18 protein-coding genes are annotated in these 26318 nt (G+C 56.5%); 12 read left to right on the top strand and 6 right to left on the bottom strand.

Translation table 11 applies throughout. The annotated features are described in order from the left end of the window. Nucleotides 1–161 precede the first annotated feature (161 nt). From VIK36_RS17070 to gmd, 3 genes are all read right to left on the bottom strand, one after another. Nucleotides 162–1568 carry a polysaccharide biosynthesis tyrosine autokinase gene (locus VIK36_RS17070; protein WP_324642869.1) on the bottom strand — a complete coding sequence of 469 codons (1407 nt, stop codon included), beginning with the start codon at nucleotides 1566–1568 and terminating at the stop codon, nucleotides 162–164. A 206-nt stretch (nucleotides 1569–1774) separates the two neighbouring features. After that, the gene (locus tag VIK36_RS17065) at nucleotides 1775–2779 is read right to left on the bottom strand and encodes a GDP-L-fucose synthase family protein (RefSeq protein WP_255173074.1); all 1005 of its coding nucleotides are present in this window, start codon (nucleotides 2777–2779) and stop codon (nucleotides 1775–1777) included. 1 nt (nucleotide 2780) lies between these two features. After that, on the bottom strand, nucleotides 2781–3809 hold the full coding sequence (gmd, locus tag VIK36_RS17060; protein WP_255173073.1) for a GDP-mannose 4,6-dehydratase: 1029 nt from the start codon (nucleotides 3807–3809) through the stop codon (nucleotides 2781–2783). Between the two features lie 364 nt (nucleotides 3810–4173). Here gmd and VIK36_RS17055 point away from each other — a divergent pair, with 364 nt between their 5' ends. The 7 genes from VIK36_RS17055 (at nucleotide 4174) to VIK36_RS17025 (ending at nucleotide 11530) form a co-directional block, all read left to right on the top strand. After that, on the top strand, nucleotides 4174–4920 hold the full coding sequence (locus VIK36_RS17055) for a WecB/TagA/CpsF family glycosyltransferase (protein WP_255173072.1): 747 nt from the start codon (nucleotides 4174–4176) through the stop codon (nucleotides 4918–4920). A 50-nt stretch (nucleotides 4921–4970) separates the two neighbouring features. After that, nucleotides 4971–6131 (top strand): glycosyltransferase family 4 protein, encoded by a 1161-nt coding sequence (locus tag VIK36_RS17050; protein WP_255173071.1) that lies wholly within the window; start codon nucleotides 4971–4973, stop codon nucleotides 6129–6131. A 121-nt stretch (nucleotides 6132–6252) separates the two neighbouring features. Beyond that, on the top strand, nucleotides 6253–7056 hold the full coding sequence (locus VIK36_RS17045; RefSeq protein ID WP_324642867.1) for a glycosyltransferase family 2 protein: 804 nt from the start codon (nucleotides 6253–6255) through the stop codon (nucleotides 7054–7056). Beyond that, nucleotides 7053–8498 (top strand): hypothetical protein, encoded by a 1446-nt coding sequence (locus VIK36_RS17040; RefSeq protein WP_324642866.1) that lies wholly within the window; start codon nucleotides 7053–7055, stop codon nucleotides 8496–8498. The genes VIK36_RS17045 and VIK36_RS17040 overlap by 4 nt, the downstream gene beginning before the upstream one ends. Beyond that, nucleotides 8459–9319, top strand: coding sequence for an alpha-1,2-fucosyltransferase (locus VIK36_RS17035; protein ID WP_324642864.1), 861 nt, complete (start codon nucleotides 8459–8461; stop codon nucleotides 9317–9319). The genes VIK36_RS17040 and VIK36_RS17035 overlap by 40 nt, the downstream gene beginning before the upstream one ends. Continuing rightward, on the top strand, nucleotides 9304–10233 hold the full coding sequence (locus tag VIK36_RS17030; protein ID WP_324642863.1) for a glycosyltransferase: 930 nt from the start codon (nucleotides 9304–9306) through the stop codon (nucleotides 10231–10233). Before VIK36_RS17035 ends, VIK36_RS17030 begins: the two co-directional genes overlap by 16 nt. A 40-nt stretch (nucleotides 10234–10273) precedes the next feature. Then, complete coding sequence (locus VIK36_RS17025; protein ID WP_255173066.1) at nucleotides 10274–11530, top strand: nucleotide sugar dehydrogenase; 1257 nt, start codon at nucleotides 10274–10276, stop codon at nucleotides 11528–11530. 611 nt (nucleotides 11531–12141) lie between these two features. Here VIK36_RS17025 and VIK36_RS17020 read toward each other — a convergent pair. Next, nucleotides 12142–14631: a polysaccharide deacetylase family protein gene (locus VIK36_RS17020; RefSeq protein ID WP_324642862.1), complete on the bottom strand. Its 2490-nt coding sequence runs from the start codon at nucleotides 14629–14631 to the stop codon at nucleotides 12142–12144. A gap of 221 nt (nucleotides 14632–14852) precedes the next feature. Here VIK36_RS17020 and VIK36_RS17015 point away from each other — a divergent pair, with 221 nt between their 5' ends. Together VIK36_RS17015 and VIK36_RS17010 are read left to right on the top strand one after the other, a co-directional pair. Continuing rightward, nucleotides 14853–16259 carry an O-antigen ligase family protein gene (locus tag VIK36_RS17015; RefSeq protein WP_324642861.1) on the top strand — a complete coding sequence of 469 codons (1407 nt, stop codon included), beginning with the start codon at nucleotides 14853–14855 and terminating at the stop codon, nucleotides 16257–16259. A 668-nt stretch (nucleotides 16260–16927) separates the two neighbouring features. Continuing rightward, complete coding sequence (locus VIK36_RS17010) at nucleotides 16928–18097, top strand: glycosyltransferase family 4 protein (RefSeq protein WP_324642860.1); 1170 nt, start codon at nucleotides 16928–16930, stop codon at nucleotides 18095–18097. Between the two features lie 80 nt (nucleotides 18098–18177). On the opposite strand, the gene galE is transcribed toward VIK36_RS17010, so the two are convergent. Continuing rightward, on the bottom strand, nucleotides 18178–19197 hold the full coding sequence (gene galE / locus VIK36_RS17005; protein ID WP_324642859.1) for a UDP-glucose 4-epimerase GalE: 1020 nt from the start codon (nucleotides 19195–19197) through the stop codon (nucleotides 18178–18180). Between the two features lie 583 nt (nucleotides 19198–19780). Here galE and glmS point away from each other — a divergent pair. The 3 genes from glmS to VIK36_RS16990 all read left to right on the top strand — a co-directional run bounded on the left by glmS (nucleotide 19781) and on the right by VIK36_RS16990 (nucleotide 24597). Further along, nucleotides 19781–21673 (top strand): glutamine--fructose-6-phosphate transaminase (isomerizing), encoded by a 1893-nt coding sequence (gene glmS, locus VIK36_RS17000; protein WP_324642858.1) that lies wholly within the window; start codon nucleotides 19781–19783, stop codon nucleotides 21671–21673. A 194-nt stretch (nucleotides 21674–21867) separates the two neighbouring features. Beyond that, nucleotides 21868–22695, top strand: coding sequence for an MBL fold metallo-hydrolase (locus VIK36_RS16995; protein ID WP_255173061.1), 828 nt, complete (start codon nucleotides 21868–21870; stop codon nucleotides 22693–22695). Between the two features lie 537 nt (nucleotides 22696–23232). Next, nucleotides 23233–24597 (top strand): MinD/ParA family ATP-binding protein, encoded by a 1365-nt coding sequence (locus VIK36_RS16990; protein WP_420716220.1) that lies wholly within the window; start codon nucleotides 23233–23235, stop codon nucleotides 24595–24597. A 937-nt stretch (nucleotides 24598–25534) separates the two neighbouring features. Here the strand turns inward: VIK36_RS16990 and VIK36_RS16985 are convergent. Further along, the gene (locus tag VIK36_RS16985) at nucleotides 25535–26275 is read right to left on the bottom strand and encodes a hypothetical protein (protein WP_324642857.1); all 741 of its coding nucleotides are present in this window, start codon (nucleotides 26273–26275) and stop codon (nucleotides 25535–25537) included. Nucleotides 26276–26318 lie beyond the last annotated feature (43 nt).

Here is a 26318-nt window from a genome sequence, read left to right as displayed (position 1 = left end):
CGGAAAGAGGACTGCAGTTTCCAGAAATCGGATAGGTGTGTTTGACAGCAACCTCTAATGCAGCGCCGGCATTGAGCAGCAACCGGGGCATGAGTGAACGCGGCTAATGCTGCCCACGGCGGAGATGCTCGACTTCGACGTGAGCTGCTGCGCAAATCTTCTTAGAGGTCAACGGATCTGCTCACACTTGAGAACGTCTTTGCCGGTCGTTTCGGGATGCTCTCGTTGCTGTAATAGGTGTAGGAGTAAGCATCGGGTCCTTTGGCCGGCAAGAGGTTCACAACAACTCCGAGGAGATCGGCCTCGACCATGTCCAAGGCAGCCACGGACTTTGCTAGATCGGGGGATTTGACCCTGCTTGAACCGACAACCAGGACTACTCCTCCGACCTGTTGGGCTAGAACCGCTGCGTCGGTCACGGGAAGTAGCGGTGGGGCGTCGATAATGACAGCGTCAAAAGCCTGTTCCAACCGTGTGATGAGATCTTTCATTGCAGCCGAGCCCAAGAGCTCGCTGGGGTTGGGAGGAATAACGCCTGAGGTCAATACATAGAGATCGTCTTCACCCCAGTGCTGTAGCAGGTCGTTGACATCCGCGCTGCCCACGAGTGCCGTAGTCAGACCAGCGTTCCTCTCAAGGCCCAAGTAATCGTCGACGCGGGGGCGACGAAGGTCTGCATCGACTAGGACTACAGTCTGACCCGCTTGAGCGAGGGAAATAGCTAGGTTTGTTGCGGTCGTGGTCTTCCCTTCACCTGGGAGCGAGGAGGTCACGAGTACGGCTTTCGACGCGTGGCTTACGTGAGCGAATTGCAGATTTGTACGGATCTGTCTGAAAGATTCCGCGCGCGGACTCTGAGCGCGAGCTTGAGTGAGTAATGGTTTCTTTGTAGCCTCAGCATCGAACACAATGCCTCCGAGTATTGGTGCACTCAAAAGTCGAGTTACATCCGACTCTCCCCGGACCTTCGTATCCAAAGTTGTCCGGAGGACGGTCAGAGCAAGTCCTAGGGCAAATCCACCAAGCAACCCAAGGGCCAAGTTGACCCGAGTGTTGGGTCCGGAGGGAGACGAGGGTGCCGTTGCAGGTGTGACCACAGACAGTTTTACCGGTGATCTTCCTCCTGGGGTGGGGCTTTCCAGGTTCTCGACCACAGCAATGAGGCTGTTACCGACCGCCTGGGCAATAGCTGCTGCCTGCACGGGCGAGGGGTCGACGGCCTCTATGGAGATGAGAACGGTATTCGCGTCAGTCTTCGCCGTGATTTTGTCCGCTAATTGCGCGGGGGTCAGCTGAAGTCCCAAGCTGTCTATGGCCGGCTGGAGCACCGCCGGAGTCGTCGCAGTCTCAGCGTATGACTGAACACGCGCCTGGCTGAACGTATTTCCCTGTTGGAGTTCTGACACAGAACCGGAGCCTTGTATAGCCACGAATAACCGGGTTTGAGCCGTGTAGGACGGCTTAATCGAGAGAGAGATGGCCGCAGCAACGAGTAAGCCGAGGATCGTGCACGCGACGATAGTGATCCAGCTCCGTCGTGCCATGCGCAGATAATCGCTTAGCTCCAAAATATAGACCTTTCTGAAAGCGTTCCCAATCGAAGTGAAACTCTCTCACTGTCTTCCTGCAACACGGAACGTGGGTATGAATGCTTGGCACATTGAGTAGGAGCAAACCTTGTTTGATGACATACATCCAAGCGAAATATGACAAACGGACAGTGCCTGCTTGCGTTACTCAACATGAGAGATCAGGAGTACCGCAGGGTAAGAGACTAGCGCCTCGCAACACTGATGTGGTCACGGAACCACTCTACGGTGTCGGCAACCCCATCCTCTAGCGGAATTTGTGCGGTCCACCCGGTGCCCGCTAGCTTCGAAACGTCCAATAGTTTCTGTGGAGTGCCATCTGGTTTTGTCTCATCCCATTCCATGGCACCCCGGTAGCCAACGGCATCAGCGATTAGAGAAGCGAGCTCCTTAATGCTCACGTCAATCCCGGTGCCTACGTTGACCTGATCGGGGCCGTCATAGGTCTCCAGGAGATGAATGCAAGCCTCTGCCATGTCATCGACATGGAGGAACTCGCGCCTTGGGGCCCCGGTTCCCCAGTTCGTTACGACAGTAGAGCCATTGAGGCGTGCTTCCTCGTATCGGCGAATCATTGCCGGGAGGACATGTGAACCGGCGGCAGAGAAGTTGTCGTTGGGTCCGTACAAGTTTGTGGGCATTGCCGATATCCATGGCAGCCCGTGCTGTCGTCGAATTGCTTGGACTTGCATGATTCCTGCGATCTTCGCAATCGCATAGGCGTCATTGGTCGGCTCAAGATGTCCCGTCAGCAGTTCAGCCTCTTTGATGGGTTGGGCAGCAAACTTTGGGTAAATGCATGAAGACCCTAGGAAGAGGAGTCGATCGACTTGGCTGTTAAGGGCAGCATCCATTACGTTCAGCTGGATTTGAAGATTTTGAGATAAGAAATCAGCGGGATACGTATTATTTGCCAGAATTCCACCTACTTTGGCGGCGGCAAGAACTACATATTCGGGCCTTGTTTGCTCAAAAAAATCAAATACAGCGGTTCGGTTCCTCAAGTCCAACTCGCTGGAAGTGGCACTAATAATGTTAGTGAAATTCCTTTTTTCCAGCGCACGTAATATTGCCGAGCCTACAAGCCCTCTGTGACCAGCGATGTAGATTCGAGTTGTTGGATTTAGCGGTAGTGGCGAGAAGGCGACATCATCGCCAGCGCCAACAGCGCTCGGGTTCCGCACTGACATACTAGGCTCCCCAGCTTGCCAGTCGAACCGTGTCGATCCAGGGGTTACCTGAGTGTTTTAGGGCTTCCACGTCAGCTTCAACCATGATTCGGGCGAGCTCGGGCGTTTCCACCGTGGCCTTCCATCCCAGTTTCGCGTGGGCTTTTGATGCGTCGCCAATCAGCGCGTCAACTTCTGTGGGCCGAAGGTATCGTTCATCGAACTTCACGTAATTTTCCCAATTAAGGCCCACATGGTCGAACGAGACCTCCAGGAAGTCGCGTACCGAGTATCCGACACCGGTGGCAAGTACGTAATCGTCCGGCTCATCAGTTTGCAGCATCCGCCACATACCCTCGACATACTCGGCAGCATAGCCCCAGTCGCGAATGGCATCGAGATTCCCCATATACAGGAAGTCCTGTTTACCAGCCGCAATCGCCGCAACAGCGCGGGTGATCTTGCGTGTTACGAACGTCTCACCTCGTCGAGGAGATTCGTGATTGAAGAGAATTCCATTAACAGCGAACATCCCGTAGGCCTCACGGTAGTTCTTGGTTACCCAGTAGCTGTACACCTTTGCAGCACCGTACGGTGAACGAGGGTAAAAGGGAGTGTCCTCGTCCTGAGGCGGAGGAGTGGCGCCGAACATTTCTGACGATGAAGCTTGATAGAACCGTGTGTCTATCCCAGCCATGCGAACAGCTTCAAGAAGTCGGATCGATCCCATGCCAGTCGTGTCGCCGGTGTGCTCAGGTTCTTCAAAAGACACCCGTACGTGGGATTGTGCGGCAAGGTTGTAGACCTCGTCTGGGTTGATTTGGGCCATGAGAGTCACGAGGCGTGCCCCGTCGCTCAGGTCGCCATAGTGGAGGAAGAGTTTTGCATTTGACTCGTGAGGATCGACGTAAAGATGGTCGACCCGAGTTGTGTTGAACGTCGACGCTCGTCTGATAAGGCCGTGAACCTCATAGCCTTTTCTCAGTAGAAGTTCCGCGAGATACGAACCGTCTTGCCCGGTGATGCCAGTGATGAATGCGCGCTTTGTCAACGCAGTGCCCCCTGCTGAAAATGAAAGTCTTAGATCGCGTTATGTTGTGCTGCCGGCGTAACCGCCAGGCAGCCGTTCCGCTGCTAGCCAGTACAGACTATAGCCGGTGAGCTCCACGGCAATGAAACTAGGTAATCAGACTCTTTCGCCGGTCACACACACATTTTTCAAGATGCGAAATCTGATCAAAGGCACACCAGAAACGGAGCCTGCGGGCTGACTGTCGTGTTCACCTGGACCATGACAACGGAAGCGGTATTCGCTGGTAATGTACGATCTGGCCGCGGGGGGAAGGGGGCTGCATGCTTTTCCGGAGTCCCGTTTACATCACCCGGATTGGCCCCTCTCACAGAATCGGACGCGCATGATAGCACCCCTGTCGGACCGAGAACTTGCAGGTATTCCATTCGCCACTGCAAGTCTTAGCGAAGCGACCCAATGGTTATGTTCCCGCTCGCTGATGCGTGTTGGCGGGGCAGACATACACCTGCTGAACGCCTACAGCGTGGCTCTGGCAGAGACAGACGCCTCATTCCGAGAATGTATTCTTGCGGCTTCCTGCAACTTCCCGGACGGTAAACCGATTTCGGTGCTGTCCAAGCTGACCACGCGCCCCTTGTATCAGGTTCGGGGCCCAAGTTTGTTCGAACGGGTCATGGATGAGGGGAGGCAACACAACTTACGGCACTACCTTCTTGGCTCTACGCCTCGAACCCTTGAACTCCTTAGGGCCTCACTCGAAGCTAGATATCCAGGCGTTGAGATCGTAGGCTTCATGAGTCCTCCGTTCCGGACCCTTTCAAAGGCCGAATACGATCAACAAGATAAAGCTATATCTGCCGCGGAGCCTGACATCGTTTGGGTGGGTCTTGGTACGCCTAAACAAGATTTCGAGGCTCGACGTCTCGCTGTCGATGGTGGTTTCGTTGCCGTGGCTGTGGGGGCGGCTTTTGACTTCGCGGCGGGTACAAAGAAGTGTGCTCCGGAGTGGATGAGCAAGATCGGCGTGGAGTGGATCTTTCGTCTTGCATCAGAGCCAAAGCGGTTATGGCGCAGGTACCTTATTGGGAATTTTGTTTTTCTCTACTCGGCCGTACGAAGAGGAATCTGACTCATGGCTGGTCAAGGTTCGTTGGTCTCCATTCAAGGGTTAAATCACAATTGGTCAATTTTGTGAAAGTCAAGCGTCCGCTAATCGTTATTCTGCAGGCCTATATTCCGAGCTATCGCGTCAAATTCTTTGAAGAACTGATCGCAAAGGCTCACAGCGTTGGCATCGACATCGTCGTTGCGGCGGGTGAACCTTCCGGCAATATGGCTCATCGCAAGGATTCTGTGCAACCTCCCTTCGTGGTTCCGGTCAAGCAAAAGGAGCTGAAAGCCTTTGGCAGAAGAGTCGCTCTGAGGCTGTGGCCAAGAATTGCTCGCCATGCCGACCTAGTCGTCCTGGAACAGGCAAGGCGAAATCTGGACATCTACCGCCTCCTAGTTCCAAAGCGGCTGCGTAGGACGAACATCGCGCTTTGGGGGCACGGCGGGGACTACGCCGGAAGCGTTGGGAGTCTGGATGAATTCCTTCGCAGGATCCTCACGCGCGAATCTGACTGGTTTTTTGCATACACGTCCGAGGGGATTAGGTCCGTTCTCCGACAGGGAGTCGATGCGAAAAGGGCAACGGAGCTAAAGAATTCTACAGACACCACTCAGTTGCTGAAGGACTTGGAAGCGGTCAATGGCTCCAAACGAGCTGCATACCGCCGGCTTCATTCGCTTGGGGACAAGACAGCTGTGTATGTTGGCGGCCTTGACGCAGGCAAGAGAATTAACATGCTAATCGAAGCGGGGGCCGAGATTGTGAAGCACGTTCCCGAGTTCAAGCTCATAATTGCAGGGGACGGCTCTTCCAAGACTGCCGTGCAAGAAGCCGCAGCGCGGTATCCCTGGCTTCTCTATGCGGGCGCCGTTACAGGCGAAGAAAAAGCTCTAATACTTAGTTCTGCTGCAATTCTTACCATACCCGGAAGTATAGGGCTCGTCGCCGTAGACTCACTGATTGCCGGAGTGCCAATAGTAACAACTGATGATAACCGCCATGGCCCCGAGTTTGCCTACCTCGATCCTGGGAAGACTGTAGAAGTATCGGCCTGCAACACCGCTGCTTATGCAACTGCAGTCATATCGGTAATGAATGACCGCGCTCGACTGGAAGCCATGAGGGATTCGTGCATCGCTGCTAGTCGTGGTTATTCCATTGAACACATGGCTGACAACTTTTTAGGTGGAATACGTGAATTCCTTAGCGCGGGAGGGCGAAGAGCTTGAAAGACCTTACAGCGCGCCGCTACGCTTTTTCTAGCAAGTTAGTATTTCTCCAGTTTAGCGAGCGGCAGGAACAGTCTTTTCAATCTTTTGTGAATAATCGGCCCGGGGGAGTTGATGATAATTGCCTAGTCCGTCGGTAACATTTATCATGGCGGCACGTGATGCGGCCTCAACAATCAAGGCTTCTATTGACTCTATTCTCGCCCAAGATTACGATGGCGAAGTGCAACTAATTGTTGTTGATGATGCCTCTACGGATTCCACGCGCTGTATTGTCTCTGAGTACCCCGGTGTTTTTCTACTCGTCAATGAAAAGCAGTTAGGGCGGTCGCTTTCGCGGAATGCCGCCCTTGCCCACGTTCGGACGGATCTGGTAGCCATTCAAGATGCTGACGACATTTCGCGTCCGCATCGATTGACTCTCACTGTTCCTCTTATGCGGGACAAAGATCGGTCAATTGCAGGTGGGCAGGTCGAGTGGACGGATCCCGTAAGAGGTTCATACCAAGGAGGATATTGGCCAACTCACGCTGACCAAACCGCAAAGTTGCTTTCGCAAGGCCGCATGCCCTTGGCGCATCCTACTATGGTCCTTCCGACTGCACTGATGCGTTCCGTGGGCGGATACAATCACAGGTATCCGGTGGGTGAGGACCTTGATCTGTTGCTGCGTATAAAGCGGTCCTTTCCGGATGTCGAAATACGCAATAGCAGTGCTAGCGTGAGTGAATATCGAAGGTCCCAAATTGACGGCCTCAGTTATCTTGTACGTTCAGCCTTTTGGCGCCGCCAAGTTCTCGCCAGCTCAGGCGGTAAATCGATGACTGGACACCGATTTACTTGGTTGGCCGAACCGCTCAGGGGATTTGTCCGGCAGCGACTCAAGTTCGTTGTTGGCGCTTTACGGGGATATGTGAACCATTGAAAATTGACGAAGATAAACGACAGGTCAGCAAGAGCATTAGTGTAAAGGTCTTCGGCGGCACCGTTGCTCTGGCTTTTGTCTCCGTGGGCTTTATGCTACCTGGAATCGTGCGCACCAAACTTGCAAGCCTTGTATTTGGGGCGCATGGTGTTGCCTTCGTGGGGCAGCTATCCCAAGTGCAGACCGTGCTCATTTCATTGGGCGCAGCGGGGATTGTTACCGCAACCAGGGTGATTCTGGCAAGAAGAAACATTCCCGAGGGGCGGCTCCAGGCGGCTCAGAATTGGTTGCTGCTGGTCCCAACTGGAGCTGCAGTGTTCTTCGGCTTCGTGGTTGCTATCTTCAGTGCACCCATTGCCTCGCTCGTCCTAGGATCGGAGCGGTACTACCCTCTTGTAATTGCAGCTGCTGCAGGTATCCCTCCAGCAGTTTTCGGACAAATATCCCTGGCAATAGCACAGGTGCGCTCAAATCGATCGCGATTGGTGGCCGCTGCCATTATGTCCGCGCTAGTCGGAGGACTCTCAGTGGCAGGGCTGCTCCTGTTGCACGATGAGTTTTGGGCCAGCCTTAGTTTCCTTGTTGCCCCGGCGGCACAAGCCATCGTTATCTCTGCCGTTTGCTCAGAGGCGCGGCTTTCTTTTAGGGAGCGCCCTCGGTTACCCCGGGAAAGTCTACGAGAGGTGCTTTCTCTTGCATGGTCGTCGGCACTTCTGGGGATCTTCGCCGCTGCTGCCGAACTTGCCGGCCGCAGTGTGGTTGTTCAACGCTTCGGTCTCGAAGCCTTGGCGGCGTACCAGCCCGTAGTGCTCTTGGTCACTCAGCTTGTAGGGATGTTACTAAGCGCACTCGCGACGTCATCTCTAATTGAAACTGCAAAGATCACCGATCGTGTACACCTTGCGGAGAAGTTGGATGAGCTCACCGTGCGACTCGTTCCATTTATCGGGGGAATGTTAGCTGTGCTTTCCGGTACAGCACCGTTGCTCATTGTCATTTTTTATAGCCCCGATTTGGTGAAAGCGGCACTGCCGCTGGTCACTTTAGCCCTCGCGGGAGAGGTGACCCGTGCTTATGCCTGGACTCTCGGATCTTGTTTATTGCCCCAAGGACTGAGGGGGTCTTGGCTGGTCAATGGTGTAGTCACGGTTGCAATTCAGCTCGTAACCTCGATCTTTGCAGGATATAACTGGGGGCCGATAGGTTTGGTAAGCGGACTCTTGGCTGGCAATATATTTTCCGCTATTTTCACCATGGTCATCGTAAAGCGGGCGGGCATCGCTGTCCGGACTCGCGGTCTGTTGGTGGTGGTCGTGGTGGCCGTCGTCTTGGCGATCCTATCCCGCATCGGTATGAGTCCAATAAACTTCGTGAGCATTGCTTTTGGCATAGCACTAGTGGCGTGTTCAAAATATCTCCCGCAGAAGAAGTCAGAAAGTTAGGCAGCGCAGAAATGTTCAAACGCAGCTCGATTGTTCCCCTGCGCGGCGGCTTCGGGAATCAGCTTTTTTGCTGGGCATACGGCTTAGGGCTGAAGGCTCACGGTGATCGTGTAATTTACGACACGGGCGGTCAACTTGGGAGAGGATTTGCTCTCGACGGCCTGATCGATCGTAAAGAGACCTGTAAGCTGCCGAATAAGCTATGGCGATCAGTGGGATCTACTTCAACTTTCTGGAAGGCCTTACCCTGGGTTACCACTGTGGTCGAGGACGAATCACGGCCGCCGCGTTTGTGCGACACTGGCGGCAGTTTAGCTCTTCACTGGGGTTACTGGCAGTCGCACGACTATTTCGAGGAGACTTCCGACGAGATCCACGGCAGACTTGCCGAGTGGGTGGGTTGGAACGATATCCCGATGCAGTCGCACTGCGCTGTCCATGTCAGAAGAGGTGACTATGTTTCAGACGCTGGCGCGGCAGCTGTAATGGGTGCCCAACCCTTGCATTACTATGAGCTCGCTATGGACCGCATGCGAGAGCAGGGCTTTGACGATTTCGTGGTCTACACGGACGACAGGCAGTGGGCGTCCAAGCACCTCATTGGGAGCGATGTTCGGCTTGCACCCCCGGGTGGGTTCCGCGACGACTTCCTAGGACTCGCGTCCTCGGCGGCCCTCGTCATGTCGAATAGTTCCTTCAGCTGGTGGGCGGCCTACCTCGCCTCTCGGAGAAATGTCAATGTGGTCGGGCCCGCAAAATGGTTTGCCGGTGAAAAAAACGACTCTAGCCGGCTCATGATGGACGGATGGAAGCGTTTATGAACGACGTTTCCAGGGGATGTCGTCGCGTCGTAATTGGAATATGCACTTATAAACGATCTGACAAGCTCGTAAGGTTATTGCAGCTTCTGAGGCCACAAGTCCTCGCCATGGACGACTGGCACGTTCGAATTGTCGTGGTTGACAACGACAGCTCCAAGTCAGCAGAGGCAGCGGTGGCACAGTACTCGGGGGCGTTCAACCGGGGGCAACTGGAGTATGTGACGGAGCCCGCGCCTGGCGTGGGTAATGCGCGTAACGCAATCTTTGACGTGGTCGTTGAAGGCGAGGTACTAGTGCTTTTTGACGATGACCAGGAACCCGCACCCAACTGGCTTGCTGAGATGTTATCAAAACACATGCAGTCTCCGAATGAAGTTCTTGTCGGACCAGTAGTGCCGGTCCTTCCGGACGAAGTGCCCGCATGGGCACTTGACGCTGGAATGTGGGGACGTCGTCAACTTCCTGATGGCGCGATTCAGCAGTACGCCGGATTCGGCAACATTCTTGTACCGGAGAAAGTTCTACAGTCGGGTCTCTGCCGCGTTCCAAGTGACTTCCTTCATGGGCCCGGGGAAGATACTTTGATCACGTCGCGCGTTACCGCCGCCGGCTTCATCATCCGCCATGTCGCCGCTGCCAGTGCGGTGGAGTACGTAACCCCGGATCGGATGTCGGTCGAATGGCTGAGTCGGCGCGCCGAGACTAGCGGTGAAACATGGGTCCGCGTTGTCCGTAGCACTGGTGGTTCGGAAATACGTCTAGCGCTTTCAACGACGAGAGTTGCGCTGTCATTGATTGCGGCCAGCATTGGCCACTGCTTTATAAAAAGCCCGAAATCGAAGGTTCAACTCGAGGTGGCCCGAGGGCGGCTCAGGGGGTACGCAAGAGCACTCTTCTCAAAGCCGGCAGGATAGGTTGTTCTCTAGAAATCTTACAGAAAGTGATAGGTAATAAGTGGCACGCAAAGTAGTAGTAATTGGTCAAGGATATGTGGGCTTACCGCTTGCCCAGGAGTTGGCTAAGGCCGGTTTCGTGACAGTCGGTCTCGATCTCAATAACGCTATTGTGGAAGACTTGAATCGCGGTCGTTCGCATGTTGACGATCTATCGGATAGCGCTATTTCTTCCATGATCGCTTCGGGCTACTTCGCCTCGTCAAGTGAGTCTGTTATTGCTGGTGCCGACGTGATCGTCATTTGCGTCCCAACTCCACTAGGAGAGGGCGGTGGACCGGACCTCAAGGCTGTAGAGGGTGCAGTAAAGTCAGTGGGACGGTTCTTGAGTTCGGGGGCATTGGTTGTGCTGGAATCCACAACCTATCCTGGGACCACGGACAACTTAGTTATGCCGCTCCTGGAGTCCTTCGGTCATGAACTGGACAAAGACTTCTTCCTTGCATTCTCCCCTGAGAGAATCGATCCAGGTAACGAGACTTACAATTTGCGAAACACGCCTAAGGTGGTCGGCGGCGTATCTCCTGAATCGACACGACGTGCTGTGGATTTCTACGATAGCGTCGTTGAGTGTGTCGTCCCCGTTAGGAGCGCCAAGGAGGCTGAGACTGCCAAGCTACTAGAAAATACCTATCGGCATGTCAATATTGCTCTGGTTAATGAGATGGCAAAGTTCTGTCACGAACTTGATATCGACTTGTGGGAAGTGATCCGAGCTGCCAAGACAAAGCCCTTCGGTTTTCAGGCGTTCTTTCCTGGGCCGGGCGTCGGTGGTCATTGCATACCTATCGATCCCAAGTATTTGAGCTACGAGGTGGAGCGTAGCCTTGGGTATCCATTCCGTTTCGTTGAGCTCGCGCAAGAGATCAATAATTCAATGCCGCGTTACATAGTTAGCCGCCTTGCTGACGCGCTCAATGACAAAGGACTCCCTCTGAAAGGGACTCGGATACTGCTTCTGGGAGTCACTTACAAGGCTGATATCTCTGACCAACGCGAGTCGCCTGCGGTTGCCGTCGACCAGATGCTGCGGGATAAGGGCTCAATCGTGGAATTTCATGACCCCTATGTGGACCAGTGGTCCCGAGACGGTTTAGTCACTGAGCGGGTAGATGATTTGGACCGCTCAATCGCAGAATCTCACGCGGTTGTCTTACTGCAGAAGCACCGTGTGTACGATATCGACGCCCTGGCCGAAAATAGCTCCTTGTTCTTTGATACTAGAGGTGCGACGTCGAAAAACAGCATCAAGCTCTGACAAGTCGCATAACTGTGCGGCAAGTATAGGCTCCGGCGCTATTTATGCAGGGGTCGCCTCTTCCCGGCGGGTTCCGGTCATATGGTCGTTCTGGCCGGAACCGGCTGGAGCGTACATCAAACGGTACTTGAGGAGAAGCTTCAAGAAGCAAGATGAGCCAGATGAGACGTTCCGCTATCAATTCAGGAGTGAGGGATCAGGCTGCCCACGGCGCAATCTGGTGAAATGCGAGCTATATCTTGCCCAATCGGGCGACAACAGTTCGTGTGGTTCGTTTACCGCCAGCCGCCCTTCATCTTGCCAGCATTTCTGCCGTCAAGACATAGCCTGTCACAGTTGTTGAGGGTTCAGTTTGCAGCCGGAGCAAGCGCGTTCTCACCGTTATCAGGTATCTGGCGCAGTGGTGGTTGACAAGAGGCAAGGCGCGCCTGCTGATTGTTGATTTGATGTTTTATTCCCGTGGATCTCGCACATGTAGATTCTTCCTGGTTCAATGCGACGGTAGGACGGGGCTGAATTCGCTACGGGGGGACAGGGCTGGATTCGCTTTCGAGTAGGTTCATGACTAAGCCTCCGAACTGCAGAACCGGACCAAGGGCCGACATCCAGTGTCACTCGCCGCGCATGACCTGCCCGATTGTTCGTATGGGCATACCCACTGAGTTCGCATAATCCAGAATTGCCGCTAGGTCTGCCTTGTTGACATTAGTTGGGCCGGAAGCACCGGAAACCACGATTTGGTGCACCATGAGTGTCAAGTGGCGGCCGTGGGCCTTAGCGAAGTCGATGTAGCCCTGAAACGTAGCCACAGGAATATCGGAAGTCACCGTTACCGCCTGATGCCGCATAGGCTGTGTTGGGAACTGGGCTGGAGCATAGAACCCGCCGGTATGACGTGCCCAGGAGAAGAACTTCCGACATATCTTTGTTGCAGCGACGTTGTTAGATCCAATGGGCCAGGCGAAGTAATCCGCGCCCTTAAAACCTTCAGTTCGCAGCCAGGATTTTAGGCCGCCCAGTTCATCGGCCAACTCTTGGGCAGTGAGGTTTGCCATCCCTCGGTTGTGATTGGCAGTGAGATAGGCGTGGCCGCCCATCTCGTACCCTTGCTTGTCTTCTAGTTCGTGGGCTTGGTCAACGCTGAAACCCTGCACATAGGTTGCCGGGTTGGAACCGAAGACCGGCGAACCTGGCATTTGATCAGTGATGAGTAGCATCGTGGCTGCTGCACCGTATTTCCCAAGAATTTGGGGCAGATAGGTGTACTGGCTGAGTAAAGAGTCATCGCAGGTTACGGAGATGACGCCGGAGGGGTATGCGTTCTTCGGCGTGTACGTACCGATCTGCTGGACGTTGACAGTAAGTGGTCCTGAGTTCTTATCCGTGACCCTGATTTTTACGTTGGTAATTGCAGACAGATTCACTGTCCCAGTTGCGTTAGATATGTCATTTGCCGGCACATAGAACCAAGTCCAGTCGTTGGGTAATAGGACTGCAGACACGCCATCGCCCTGTGATTGCGCTTGAATCGACGTGTTGAAGGATGCGTAATTGTTTTGTCCCCAGTAGAGGATGATATTAGCAAGCCTGTCCGGGTTATCGACTTTTAATTGGAAGGCGAGGCCCTTGCCGGTTAGGTTCAGTTGCGGCAAGGTGGGTGATATTACTTCAACCGTGCCTCCGCTACCACTGGTTACGGCTCTAACTGACTGCGTGCCAATCAGGAAGTCCGCAGTATCAGCTGCGAAGTTGGTCCCGCCTGCCGTCGACGCAACGCCCCAACCGTTTCCGTTTTGGAAAGTTGTTAGTGGCGTCACCACAGGCTGTGGTGGGAATGTTGTGGGTCCAACGCCAGCTAGGGACTGGGTTGTAACAGACTGCGTCGCGGCGGCGACGGTAGGAACCACCGTGGCTGTTCCGCGATTGATTGTCCAGGTCCCTCCAACAGTGCCGAGCCAAAGATCCAGCGCTAGTCCGGCTTCAGTAAGTTTGGGCAGGACGCATGAGCGGTAGCGGTTCTGGGTTGCTATCGCGTTGGTCGCACGCTTGAAAGTTTTACCACCGTCCTCCGACAAGGCGAGGTACACGTCGCCGCCCCCGCTGTTCAGCGTTGCATCCTGGATAACCATTAGCACCTGTGTGCCAATCATCATGGCGTCAATATGCCATGGTGACCTACCGGAACCCCACGCAAGGTCGAATGTCACGTCCCGGTCGTAGGTCCATGGGCCGTATGGACTGGATGCCGTGAAACGCTGGATAATACGAGGTTGGTTGAGAATTTCTACTCCCACCATCACCCAGTTTTTATTGGAACCGTCCCACCAGACAGCCGGAGACATAATGCGCTTAACGCTGTCAGGATAGCCCATAACTTCCTTTGGCGTGGTCCATGTAATGCCGTCTACGGATTCCATCAAGGCAATTTTTTCCGCTGCCGTCCCGGTAGATGAGTAGTCGCGGTAGAAAAGCAAAAGCTTCCCGTCTGGGGACTGGATCAGATGAGTGTCCGAGTTATACCCATTGGGTGGTGTCTGTACCAGGGGGTTAGCCACGCCTGGCGGGGTAACCCAGTTAGTCCCGTCCTCAGAGACATATATGCACGGGTTTTCCACTTGGTTGTTGGAGTTGAAATACGGGGTGGACGCTGCCCACCACTGGTAACCGTTAAAACCATTGGGAAAAAACCGAACGGAAGGATGCACGGCAACTCCCGTCCCATCAGGGGTCGTCCATGTGGTCGGAGTGGTAGGGCCTAGCCTGAACCTATTCAGATCCGTAATACGCAGTTCAACGCCTGTTCTGTTGATACCCGCGGTTGCCACAGTTGCTGTGAGATCAGGAAGTTGTGCGATCGGGATCTTAGCGTTTTCGTCCAGCGTCGCAACGCCCAAGGGCGCGCCCTTTTCGGACGCTGGAATATAGGAGCTGGTAGCGGCCGGATCACTTGTGGCTTGAGCGCTGTTGGCAGCCACGACCGATATCACGGAAGCGCCAGAAAGGGCGGTCACGAGCGTCCCAAATCGTAGAAGTCCTCGCCGCTTGACGCTGTAATCATGGCCAGCGCCGGGTTCTTCACAATCGCCGATGTCTTTTCCCATATGCAGAAGCTATGGCGCCAGAAATCGAACAACCACCGTGTAAGTTACCCGGTTTACTGCGAAGGGACTACTTATCTGGAGTGTGGATTACTCGAGTCTGGCTGCACCGCAGTAAGAGATCTACGGGGGGCACCTACATGCCAGCCTCCAGCAGCGAGGGGCTGGCAAACATGCTGGCTTTTGTCAGCGGGTAAGATTATGTGATCTGGGGAAGGCTGGGAATGACTGAAATCTTGATTGCAGCGGGCGGCGTGCTCGCCATTCTCGTGGTGGGTTTCTATGGGCTGAGGTTCGGAGCGGTCAAGCCGCACCAGCGGCGTAAATGGGTTGCCTCGGGTCTGTTCCTGGTTGCCACGCTGTCGCCCATTGCTGTTACTCTGCTGTCGCCGCGCAGCGGTACAGGCGACGGGTTCAGCGAGTTCAGCGAGGCGCCGCAAGGCCCTGCCGTGTCCCTGATCATCCATGGCGTTGGTTATATATTTTTGGCCTGTGCCGCGCTACTTGTCCTGACGCAGATAGATAGAGGCTTAATCTTTCCCGCCCCGGCATTAGGAATGGTGGCGTATGCAGGGGCAGGATGGGTATCGTCGTTGGTCAATGACCAACGAGTGAGCATTGACCTGTTCTACGCGGCTTTAGCTGTGACGAGTATCCTGACTGCCACGAGCGTTTCGCTCTCGCATGCCTTGCGTCTGACCAGGGTAACGTTGCGCGTATACGTCTGGCTGAGTTTATTCCTTGCAGTCGCCGCCCCCCACCTTGCTTTTTGGGACGGACAGGGCCGGACCTGGTTCGGCCTATCGCAGCTCGCCGGCGTCACTACACATCCTAACGGCATGGGGACCGTCGCTGCTCTTGCCGTGATCGTCGAACTCATCCGCGTCGAAGCTCTGAAACGTCCTAAGGTATGGCACTTGTTGGCAGCGATTATCGCTTTGCTTGCTACACAGTCGCGCGGTGCGTGGCTAAGCGCCCTTGTTGGGGTGCTCGTCTACCTGGGTTTCCGAACGGGGGTGCGGTGGGTCACCATTGCCGTGCCAGTCATTATGCTTTTGCTTCTGGCCGCATCGACGCTCCTTGAGAACGTATTTGACGCTATTTCGCATTGGAGCGCTGGAGGCGACATCTCAACGCTGAATGGGCGTACCACCATTTGGACTAATGCCCTTGAAGCCGTCCGACATAGCCCAGTCTTTGGGACGGGCCCACGTTCTTTCGACCTCGAATACCGGTCCAAAGTACTCGGGTTGGGCGACCTGATTAGTTCCTCAAACGCACACAATCAGTTCGTTCAAACGCTAGTGGAGCGCGGTGCTCTCGGGCTCGTGGTGCTTATGGTATTTCTGGTTGTGCTGACGCGCTCGGCAATGCAGGTGAAAAACCCCACCCGGGCGGGTTTGTTGGCTGTGTTGGCTGTGTTTATCGCTCGGTTCGCCGTCGAAACACCGCTCAACATATCTACAGCGTCCCTCAACGGTGCGCTACTGGTAGTGGTTACAGTTCTTGTGGCTGCGGCGAGTAACCAGCCTCACGTGCAGGCAACGGCCAAGCCACCCACGCCTGTGGTCCGACTCCCGAACATCTACGACCCCTTATTGCGTACTCAGGCTTCTGCACGGAAGAAGTGATGGAGGTCAGACTCTGCCGGTGCTGCCCACGGCTGGCAAAGGAGCTCGTCTACCCAATCCGTTCTAGCCCAGATGTATGGCATGGAACACGAAATTGGTCTGCGTTGAGAAAGCATCTGTATCGGCCATTGCCACTAATTGAGTGTGCCCTCAGTTTGACACATGCTTTAATTAGACCAAATTTTTGAAAGAGATTTGTTGCTAGTTCGGTGGTGACTCTAATCGAGCCAAAAGGAAGGGATTCCTCAACGCGATTCGAGTTAGACGCGGGTGGATGCGCAAAAGAGAGCCCTATCGCTATCCAAAAGAGTTCGATGAGTCGCGTGGCTTATACCTATCGACCATAGACCGCACGTCCCTTTTGTATCTATGTCTACATAAATAAAACCTGAAGGGCCGTGGCTGCCAGTAGTGTATTCGATTGCCCCGGGCTTAGAAGATGCGTCCGGAGGCGCTGTTGTCTCGATGCTGTAACCTGAATAAATCCGGGCTCGACTTCGGTCGTTGACAGGCGACCATGACCGCTATCTTTGTATCAATACTCATGGTTTGGTAGACCTGTCATACGCTTTCCGCTATTCGACCACTTATGGCCTGCGGATCATCATTTGGGACTTCTAGTCCAGGGCAGAAACACGCGGTTCCATGGGCGCGGATAGACTTACAGTATGAATAATCCCGAACATGAACGCCCCATGCGCCCGCCACTTCGAATTGCCCTGGTGCACAGCTTTTACTCATCCCGGAACCCAAGCGGAGAGAACTCAGCTGTCATGCAGCAGGCGGAGGCCATGCGCCGTGCTGGTTACATAGTCGAGGTATTTGGCCAGCGCACAGATGAACGCGAACTAAGCAGACTCTACCCCCTCGAGGCCGCTCTCACGGTAGCCACGGGACGCGGACCGAAGCCAGATATGCGCGAGTTTGAACCCGACCTCATTCATATCCACAATCTCTTTCCTAACTACGGGAAGTCTTGGATTCAGTCCTCGCCGGTGCCAGTTGTGACGTCAATCCACAATTATCGACCGTTATGTGCCGCCGGGACGTTCTACAGGGATGGGCGAGTCTGTACTGATTGTTCGGACGGGGGATCCAGCGTTCCTGCTCTAATGCATGGCTGCTACAGAGGCCGTGCCCAGACTGTTCCAGTGGCGATTGGTCAGCGATTTGGAGCAGATGCGGGGTTACGCCACTCGGACGCGGTTATTGTGCTATCCGATCAGATGCGCGCTATGTATGCTCAATCAGGTTTGCCATGGGGCAAGATGCACACGATACCCAATTTTCTTCCGAAAAGCCTAGATAGCGGAGTAGGAGCCGGGGAAGGTCGTTTTTGGCTTTACGCCGGCCGCCTTTCAGAGGAGAAGGGGATTCTCGAGCTGTTGCGCCGCTGGCCCGCTGAGTCAAAACTTGTACTGGTAGGGTCCGGCGAGCTTGAACCGCAAGTTAGAGCGTTGGCCAACGAAAACGTGAGTATTTTGGGCCCTGTAGATAGGACACGTCTCATGGCCCTGATGAGAGATGCAACCGGCGTTGTATTTCCGTCTAGGTGTTTCGAGGGATTTCCTCTTATTTATCCAGAGGCATTGTCTGCAGGAACCCCCATTCTGACTTGGGCGCCGAACGTTGTTTCGACCTTGGTTAGGGCCGAGGGAACCGGGCTCGTGGGGGGGAGCGAAGATATGGAAGACCTGGTGAGGGTTGCAGGCGATTTGTTCCCAACTCTTCGCTCACATTGCCGTTCAATCTACGATTCAAAATATAGTGAGGAAAAATGGTTGCCGGCGATTGATGCGGTTTACCGATCGGTACTTCAGATATCAAATATTGCTTGAGCGACTCTTTCCATGCTCGACCATAGCCGCTTATGGGGAAAGTCTTGGGTGGGGAACGTTTCAAACTATACCGATCGCAGTTATAGGGAAGAATCATATCCGCGCGGATTAGATCGCTGCCAATTCCAATGGTCCGCGCACATGCGAGCGAGATCCCGCTTTGCGGTCCACCGTAGTTGATTTCGGGCGGAAGAAGCATCAGCGTAGCTAAGGGCAGCGTCCCCTTTTCTGCGGGGTGCAAACTCGTATGGGATTTTTTTGCCGGCTACGGTGCTGAAAGCTTCAATGACTTCCAACACAGAAGACCCTTGCCCAGTTCCCAGATTCCACTGAAACGCACCTGTTCGATCCTTGAGGAAGTGAAGAGCGGCGAGGTGTCCTTCTGCCAAGTCCATGACGTGGATGTAATCTCTGATTCCGGTTCCGTCAGGAGTGGGGTAGTCATTGCCGAACACCATCACGGCTTTGTGGCGGCCTACGGCAACTTGGGCCACGAATGGCACGAGGTTATTGGGTATTCCTCGCGGATCTTCGCCTATGCGGCCGGACGAGTGAGCTCCTGCAGGGTTAAAGTACCTGAGTAAACCTATACTCCAGCGCTCATCGGCAGAACTAATGTCTGTCAGAATATCTTCAATTTGCTCTTTCGTTCGCCCATACGGATTGGTGGCGTTTAGCGGCAAACTTTCAGGCAAAGGTACATCTTCTGAAGCTCCGTATACGGTTGCCGATGAGCTGAAAACCAGCCGCCTCACGCCCGCGGCGTTCATACCGTCCAAAAGGTTGAGTGTGCCGACGACATTCGTTCGGTAGTACCTTAGAGGGTCTGCTACAGATTCTCCCACTGCTTTCAGCCCGGCAAAATGAATTACCGCGTCAAAGGAGGCACCCGAAAAGACTGATGCAACTGCAGAGGCATCCAGCAAATCCCCTTCAACAAATTCGACGGTCCTGCCTGCTAGATCCTGCACACGCCGCATAGATTCGAGACTGGAATTCACAAGATTATCGAAGACAACTACCTCGTGTCCTTCTTCCAATAGACAAAGCGTGGTGTGGGACCCGATATATCCGGCGCCGCCGGTGACCAATACCTTCATGGACTTCAGCTTAGAGGGGTATACCCTTTTCGTGGAATCTAGTTCGCCGGACGGGGCTGTATATGGTACCGGCCCTGGGCGCCTCCCAACTTCACAAGTGGTTCCAAGTGTCTGGATACTGCTCGTCCCAACATAATAAAACAGCGTTGATCAGTTCGCTCCGCCGCCAGTAAAGCCCTTCCAACTGAGGTGCCAAGGACGCTGTCATCTAAGGTGGTCAAAGGGTGTCGCTGCCAGATTTTAGTCACTCGAAGACGCCCCTCGAATGCGGCAAGGGTGCGGTTTGTTGCCCAAGCATGCAACTTCTGGAACTGTGACACGCTTCGGAACACTGCCTCCCTCGTCTGGGTGGTATAAATGGCCCTGTGAGAGTTTTGCTGCCCTGGGGGGAAGGCGACATTCCTTTGGACTGTCCCCACCAATTTGTAGGTCTTTGCCCGACGTGTCAGGCGAACACCCTTCGTATAGAGGCATTCCGTGAGTCTTGCCAGGAAGCCAAACTACAAAGTTAGACGTTCGCTCTCAAGCTTGCCAGTCCATTCTGAGCAGAAATGTGAACGCACAGAACCGATTGGGGGCCTTTATGTGTGGAATCGTGGGTTACGTAGGCCGTTCGGTTGACGGTGCAATTAATGGTCACAGTGCGTTGGATGTTGTCCTGGAGGGGCTGCGGCGCCTGGAGTACCGCGGTTATGACTCTGCCGGTGTGGCTGTGGTGTCCCAGGGGGTTATCGAGTCGCGGAAGAAGTCCGGGAAGCTGAGCAACCTGATTGGTGAGCTGGAGGCCCGGCCGTTGCCGGAGACCCTGACCGGTATTGGCCACACGCGGTGGGCGACGCACGGTGGTCCGACGGACCGCAACGCGCACCCGCACCTGGCTGATGGCGGCAAGCTCGCCGTGATCCACAACGGCATCATTGAAAACTTCGCCGAGCTCAAGCTCGAGCTGCTGGAGAAGGGTGTGACGTTCCTGTCCGAGACGGACACGGAGGTCGCTGCCGCGCTGCTGGCCGACATCCTGCGCAACCAGCTGGGCGGGGACACCGCCAACGGTGGCCTGACCCGGGCCATGGAGCTGGCGTGCCAGCGCCTTGAGGGTGCTTTCACGCTGCTGGCCGTGCACGCGGACCAGCCCGACGTCGTCGTGGCCGCCCGCCGTAACTCACCGCTGGTGGTGGGCCTGGGCGAGGGGGAGAACTTCCTGGGTTCGGATGTGTCCGGGTTCATCGATTACACCCGCCGCGCGGTGGAGCTGGGCCAGGACCAGATCGTCACGATCACCGCCGACACCGTCACGATCACCGATTTCTTCGGCAACCCGGCCCAGGGCAAGGAATACCACGTGGACTGGGACCCGGCTTCGGCCGAAAAGGGTGGGTTCTCCTCGTTCATGGAGAAGGAAATCCATGACCAGCCCGACGCCGTCGCCCAGACCCTGCTGGGCCGGTCGGATCTGGACGGCAAGCTGACCCTGGATGAGCTGCGGATCGACCCGGAGCTTTTGAAGCAGGTCAACAAGATCATCGTGCTGGCCTGCGGTACCGCCGCGTATGCGGGCATGGTGGCGAAGTACGCGATCGAGAACTGGTGCCGGATCCCCACCGAGGTGGAGCTCGCGCACGAGTTCCGTTACCGGGACCCGATCCTGGACGAGAAGACCCTGGTGGTCTCCATCTCCCAGTCCGGGGAGACCATGGACACGCTGATGGCTGTCCGGTACGCCCGGGAGCAGGGTGCGAAGACCATCTCGATCTGTAACACCAACGGCTCCACCATCCCGCGTGAATCCGATGCCGTGCTTTACACGCACGCCGGTCCGGAGATCGCGGTGGCCTCGACCAAGGCGTTCCTGGCCCAGATCACCGCCGCGTACCTGCTGGGCCTGTACCTGGCGCAGCTGCGCGGGAACATCTTCTCGGGCCAGATCAAGGACGTCCTGGCGGACCTGAACAAGATCCCCGCGAAGATCCAGACCATCCTGGACAACGCCGGCCCGCTGCGCGAGCTGGCCCGGTCCATGGCCAACGAGAAGTCCGTGCTGTTCCTGGGCCGGCACGTGGGCTACCCAGTGGCCCTCGAGGGCGCTTTGAAGCTCAAGGAAATCGCGTACATCCACGCCGAAGGCTTCGCCGCCGGTGAGCTCAAGCACGGCCCCATCGCCCTGATCGATGAAGGCCAGCCCGTGTTCGTGGTGGTCCCGTCCCCGCGCGGGCGTGACTCGCTGCACGCCAAGGTGGTCTCCAACATCCAGGAAGTCCGTGCCCGCGGCGCCCGCACCCTGGTCATCGCCGAGGAAGGCGACGAAGCCGTGAAGGCCTACGCCGAGTTCGTCTTCTACGTCCCCGAGACCCCCACCCTGCTGATGCCCCTGCTGACCACCGTTCCGCTGCAGATCTTCGCCGCGGAACTCGCCGCAGCCAAGGGCTACGACGTGGACCAGCCCCGCAACCTCGCCAAGAGCGTCACCGTCGAATAACCGGCACACCGCAGGACAACCAATCGCCGACTGTGGCTATCGCGGCACGGCAACTGCTTCGGCGCGACTCAGGAGTCCGTTTAGGCCTCTCCGCGTCATCCGCTCAAGAACCTCCGATCCCGGAAGCAGCGGCTTCGTGAGTAGAATCGGGGCCATTACGAACAATCTGCTCGTCGGAAAGATACGGAGAAACAATGTTGGAATGGCTCGAAGTCGGCACAGACAACTATGTGCTGGTCACTGAGGGATCCCTTCTTAACACGGGTCTTATCGTCGGCTCTGAGCGCGCCATGATCATTGACACCGGATGTGGTCCCCGTCAAGGACGCGAGATCCTTGATGCGGTTAGAACAAAGACTGACCTGCCGCTCGTGGTTGCCAACACCCACGCGCACTACGACCACTTTTTCGGCAACGCTGTTTTTGCCGACGCGGGCGTCACTGAATTTTGGGCCCACCAAAAATGCGCCATAGCTATTGATCAGCGCGGGGACCTCCAGCGGCGGCATGTGGGAACACTTGAACCGGAGATGTCCGCCGGTGAAGGGGAGAACGTTGAACTCGTGGTGCCGAACGCCATCGTGAGGGACCAGCCTGTCTTGGTTGACCTTGGCAACTTGACAGCAACACTGTTTTATCTCGGCCGCGGCCACACCGACGGTGACCTTCTGGTTGGCACTCCAACCACTCTATACGTCGGCGACCTCGTGGAGCAGGGCGCGCACCCCTCCTTCGAAGACGCCTACCCTGAGGAATGGGCTGACGTTCTCAGGCACATTTCCGCGCTGCGCCACCGCTACGAGTTCCTTATCCCCGGTCACGGAACGCCGTGCAGCGATCAGTTCGTCAAGACCATGGCCACCACAATGACGACAGCCGTCCGCCAGGCCCTCCAGTCCATCCGCGATACCCCCAACGACGCTACAAAGGCAATACCTGTCTTGCCCTACGGCCCTGAGCAATCGCGGTGGTTCATCAAGCGGCTTCAGGAGACCAAATGGAACCCACAGGAAGCGCTCTAAGTGCAGGCGTTCGCTATACGCCCTCTTGGACACGAGTAAGTCCCGGAGGGATGAAAATTCCGGTACCGCAGATCTTCACTACGCGGCAAATACTTGACATGACTTGTCAAATTGATTGGCTCGTGCTTAGGTCATGAGCAGTAAGCAAGCTTATGACCGATGGAGATTATTGTGGCCTTTTCTGACTACGCCCTAGCGCTATGCGCACTGTTGGCTACCTGGCTCGTCCCCTTTGTCGTTCTCTACCAGATCCTGAGGCTCAAACGCCGCGCACTTCGTATCCCCGTGCGCCCCACACCCAGAGGTACCAAACGCTGACTATGCCGTACGTCGATATCAACCCCCACAAAGGTCGCCCCAAGTGGGTAGGCTACTCCATCCTTGCACTTCTCCTGATACTCACAGCAGGCGTGGTTTCTGCGGCACTCATCCACCACTGACGTGCAAAGACGCGGCCAGGTTAGTGCTGAACCCGTAGACTTGCTTATTGAACCAGTGCCGCAGAACCGTTTGCCGAAACGTCCGGGGGGAACAGACATGCCACATCCGGCGGATCAAAATGCAGGCGCCCAAGCAGAGGATGCAAGGCAGCCGCAGCTGCGCCGACGCCGCGACGTTCGTCGTGCTGACAGCTCAGCTACGGATGCTTGGACAGGAACCATGCCAGACATTACCCCCGATATGTCCAGTTCGAACGAAGCCGGGAAGCTGGCGACGCGTCGCTCCTCTTGGGCGGAAGCGGCTGCCGCAGCTGACGCTGTTAGGCCGTCCCGTTCACCATCGCCCCCGCCGTCCGCACACGGGGCTGCTAGTCCTCCAGTCGCTGCACCCGCCCCTATTGCATCCGTGCCCGCGGCGGTTCCCACTGACCGCTCGGGTGAGATTGCTACAGAAGCCGCTTCGCCGCTGTCCGACGCACCTGCCTTCCGCCGCAGCCGGCCAACTGCGGCGGACGCGATCGCTGATAGCCCCATGCCGGACTTCATCAGCTCGCCCGGCCTGTTCGTCAAGGAGCAGAAGCCGCGCCCCAAAGGCGGCATACGTGGCGCCCTTTACAACCTGACCGGTGGCGCCTGGAACCTTGGGCCGGGCCCCAAACAGCGTCAGGAGGATGAGTTGGGCCGCCGGATCTCGCGCCAACTCCAAGGCAGCTACAACACCGCGATACTCAGCCTCAAGGGCGGGATCGGCAAGACCTCCACCACAGTGGGCGTGGGCTTGACCCTTGCCGAATACCGGGGTGATGCTCCTTGCGCCATTGACGCTAATCCTGATTCCGGAGACCTGGTGGAGCGTGCCCTGGGCGAGGGCATCTACCAGCAGGCCAGCCCGCGGACTATTACGGACCTGCTGGAGAATATTGAGTCCATCGATTCCCTGACGGCATTGGCTCGGTACATGCATCACGCCGGCCGGTTGCACCTCATAGCAGGGGAGCAGGACCCGGAGGTCTCGGACTCCCTGACGGCGGAGGAGTACCTGCGGATCCGCAAACTCATTTCCAGCTATTACTCGGTGGCGCTGACAGACTGCGGCACAGGCGTGACCCACAACGCAATGAGAGGGATCCTGCAGTCGGCCGACAACTTGGTGATAGCCGCCGGCTACGCGGTGTCGGGCGCAAAACGGGCGCGCAGTACCCTGCACTGGCTGGCAAGCCACGGGTATGAGGACCTAGCCCGCAACGCGATTGTGGTGATCACAGACAAGGACGAGGTGTCCTCTCGAGTAGATAAGGACGCCATCGAGGAGCACTTGGCGGGAATCTGCCGTGAACTCATCGCAGTACCACATGACCGTGGCGTTGCCGACGGCGATCTGGTGACCCTCGACGTGTTAAAGCCCGACACGCGGCGTGCGTACAAGGAAATCGCCGCAGCAATTGTGGACGGGTACCGGTAGCGTTGGACGCGCTGACCGATCGCGGCGGGTGGGACAACGGGGGCTGATGCCTCGGCCCCTTCATGCTGGTGGCAAGTACTAGGGGTCAGCAAAGACAAGTACTTCCTACGGATCAAAGTTTCCGAGGGGGCAAATAGCCTGCATGAATGTTGCGGACCCTGATTCGAATGGTGGGGCTTGGCCCCCAGTGCCGATTTTGCGGAGTAGCGCTCAGGCGTACCCCCCCTCCCGTATTTTGTTCTCGAGCCTGTTTGGAGAGCTGGCAATATCGGCGGGAGCACTTTCCCCAAGGGCTCAACGTTCCCCGCTATCGAGACATTGACGGACTGGCGGTCAACGACGCCCCGGACTAGGCACTAAGTCTGGAGCTCCGGGATCTCAGCGGCCGCCTACTTGCTCGTCGCAAGCCGGATGCCAGCGGCACGTGGGGTGCTCAACTATAAGGGCCGCTTATTTTCTCGCAACCGACTTGCGCAAAACCGGAGAAGTTGGAGAGCTATGGCAGGCACGGCCAAAAACAACGCTTTGCCCTGCCCCTGGGAATTCCACTCTCGAATCCTGAAACCTCCTCAATTACGAGCAGAAACTATATCCAGTTTGGTTTTGCGCGTTCACTGCCGCTTGGGAGGGCGAATCCGCGCAGGGCACCCAAAGTGCAGGCCGTTCAGTCATCCTGACCCGCAATGAGGTGGACCATGCCCGTCGGCACCCCGGGCAGTGCCGGATCGGCGTGTGGTCCGGCATGCGCCTGATAGACGGCGTGGTGGAATCAGAGGCAGGAACTTTCAGGGTGGTCGGGCTTGAACCCGACGACCGTGATCTCCGTCCGTGCGACTACGACTGGACGGTTCCCGCTGCCCCGCAGTGATGCGACGACTTGTGGTGGTCCCCGGCCTCAGCCGGGGACCCGCCGTCGTACTTTCCTTGCGCCGCCTCCCTACGTGTTGGGCGTCGCAGCCTTCTTCTGCAGTGCTTCTGCCATCTTCTGCACCTTGGCACCGTAGCCGCCGTTCAGCGCGGTGTCCTTGATCTTGTTCGCCTGGGAATCCAGGTCGGCCGGGGCGGCATTCTTAAGTGCGGTCAGGTCAGCCTGAAGATTCGCGGGGAGCTTGGCGAACAGCTTCGGGTGGTTGATGAGCTGGTCGGCCACCTGCCGCAGCCCGGCACCCGGGTTGTCCGAGCTGAACGCGGTCCGCAGCTCCTGGCACAGGCCAGCCAGGCCGGTGGCAGTCTTCTCGAGCGACTCGGCACGCTTCTGGATCTCGGCGCCGTACCCGCCGGAGAGGGCGGTGGTCTTGATCTTGTAGGCGTCCTTCACCCGGTCCGCCGGGGCGGCGTCCTTGAGCGCAGTCACGTCCGCCTGCAGGGCGGCGGGCAGCTTGGCGAACAGCTGCGGGTGGTTGACCAGGGCTGCGGCTGCCTTCGCCGCGCGGTCCCCGGCTGCCTGCGGGCTGTCCGCGTTCAGGCTAAGGAACGCCTGAAGTCCTCCGGCGCCCCTTTCCGCCTTTGCCCCGCTGGTAGCAGCAGGGGAGGGGGAAGCGGTTGAGACCGGCGTTGTTGTGCTGGGTGATGCGGACGCGGCACCCACTCCCGCCGCGGCCATGGCGCCGGCGGCCAGGAGAGCTGCCGCTCCGACTCCGATGCGGGTCTTCATTGACGGGATTGATGGCTTCACCACGGTGTGTCCTTCCACAAATTGCGCGTGCGCCTAGGCCCGACTG

This window comes from Pseudarthrobacter sp. LT1 (genome assembly GCF_035621795.1).
Lineage (GTDB): Bacteria > Actinomycetota > Actinomycetes > Actinomycetales > Micrococcaceae > Arthrobacter.
The sequence above is the reverse complement of the archived record's forward strand: the minus strand, read 5'-3'. Positions and strand labels throughout refer to the sequence as shown.

Bases quoted from the DNA above. Each gene is read 5' to 3' on its own strand.
- VIK36_RS17065 (WP_255173074.1), bottom strand. From the start codon at position 2,779: ATGTCAGTGCGGAACCCGAGCGCTGTTGGCGCTGGCGATGATGTCGCC.
- VIK36_RS17055 (WP_255173072.1), top strand. From the start codon at position 4,174: ATGATAGCACCCCTGTCGGACCGAGAACTTGCAGGTATTCCATTCGCC.
- VIK36_RS17030 (WP_324642863.1), top strand. From the start codon at position 9,304: ATGGAAGCGTTTATGAACGACGTTTCCAGGGGATGTCGTCGCGTCGTA.
- VIK36_RS17020 (WP_324642862.1), bottom strand. From the start codon at position 14,631: ATGGGAAAAGACATCGGCGATTGTGAAGAACCCGGCGCTGGCCATGAT.
- VIK36_RS17015 (WP_324642861.1), top strand. From the start codon at position 14,853: ATGACTGAAATCTTGATTGCAGCGGGCGGCGTGCTCGCCATTCTCGTG.
- VIK36_RS17010 (WP_324642860.1), top strand. From the start codon at position 16,928: ATGAATAATCCCGAACATGAACGCCCCATGCGCCCGCCACTTCGAATT.
- galE (WP_324642859.1), bottom strand. From the start codon at position 19,197: ATGAAGGTATTGGTCACCGGCGGCGCCGGATATATCGGGTCCCACACC.
- glmS (WP_324642858.1), top strand. From the start codon at position 19,781: ATGTGTGGAATCGTGGGTTACGTAGGCCGTTCGGTTGACGGTGCAATT.
- VIK36_RS16995 (WP_255173061.1), top strand. From the start codon at position 21,868: ATGTTGGAATGGCTCGAAGTCGGCACAGACAACTATGTGCTGGTCACT.
- VIK36_RS16990 (WP_420716220.1), top strand. From the start codon at position 23,233: ATGCCACATCCGGCGGATCAAAATGCAGGCGCCCAAGCAGAGGATGCA.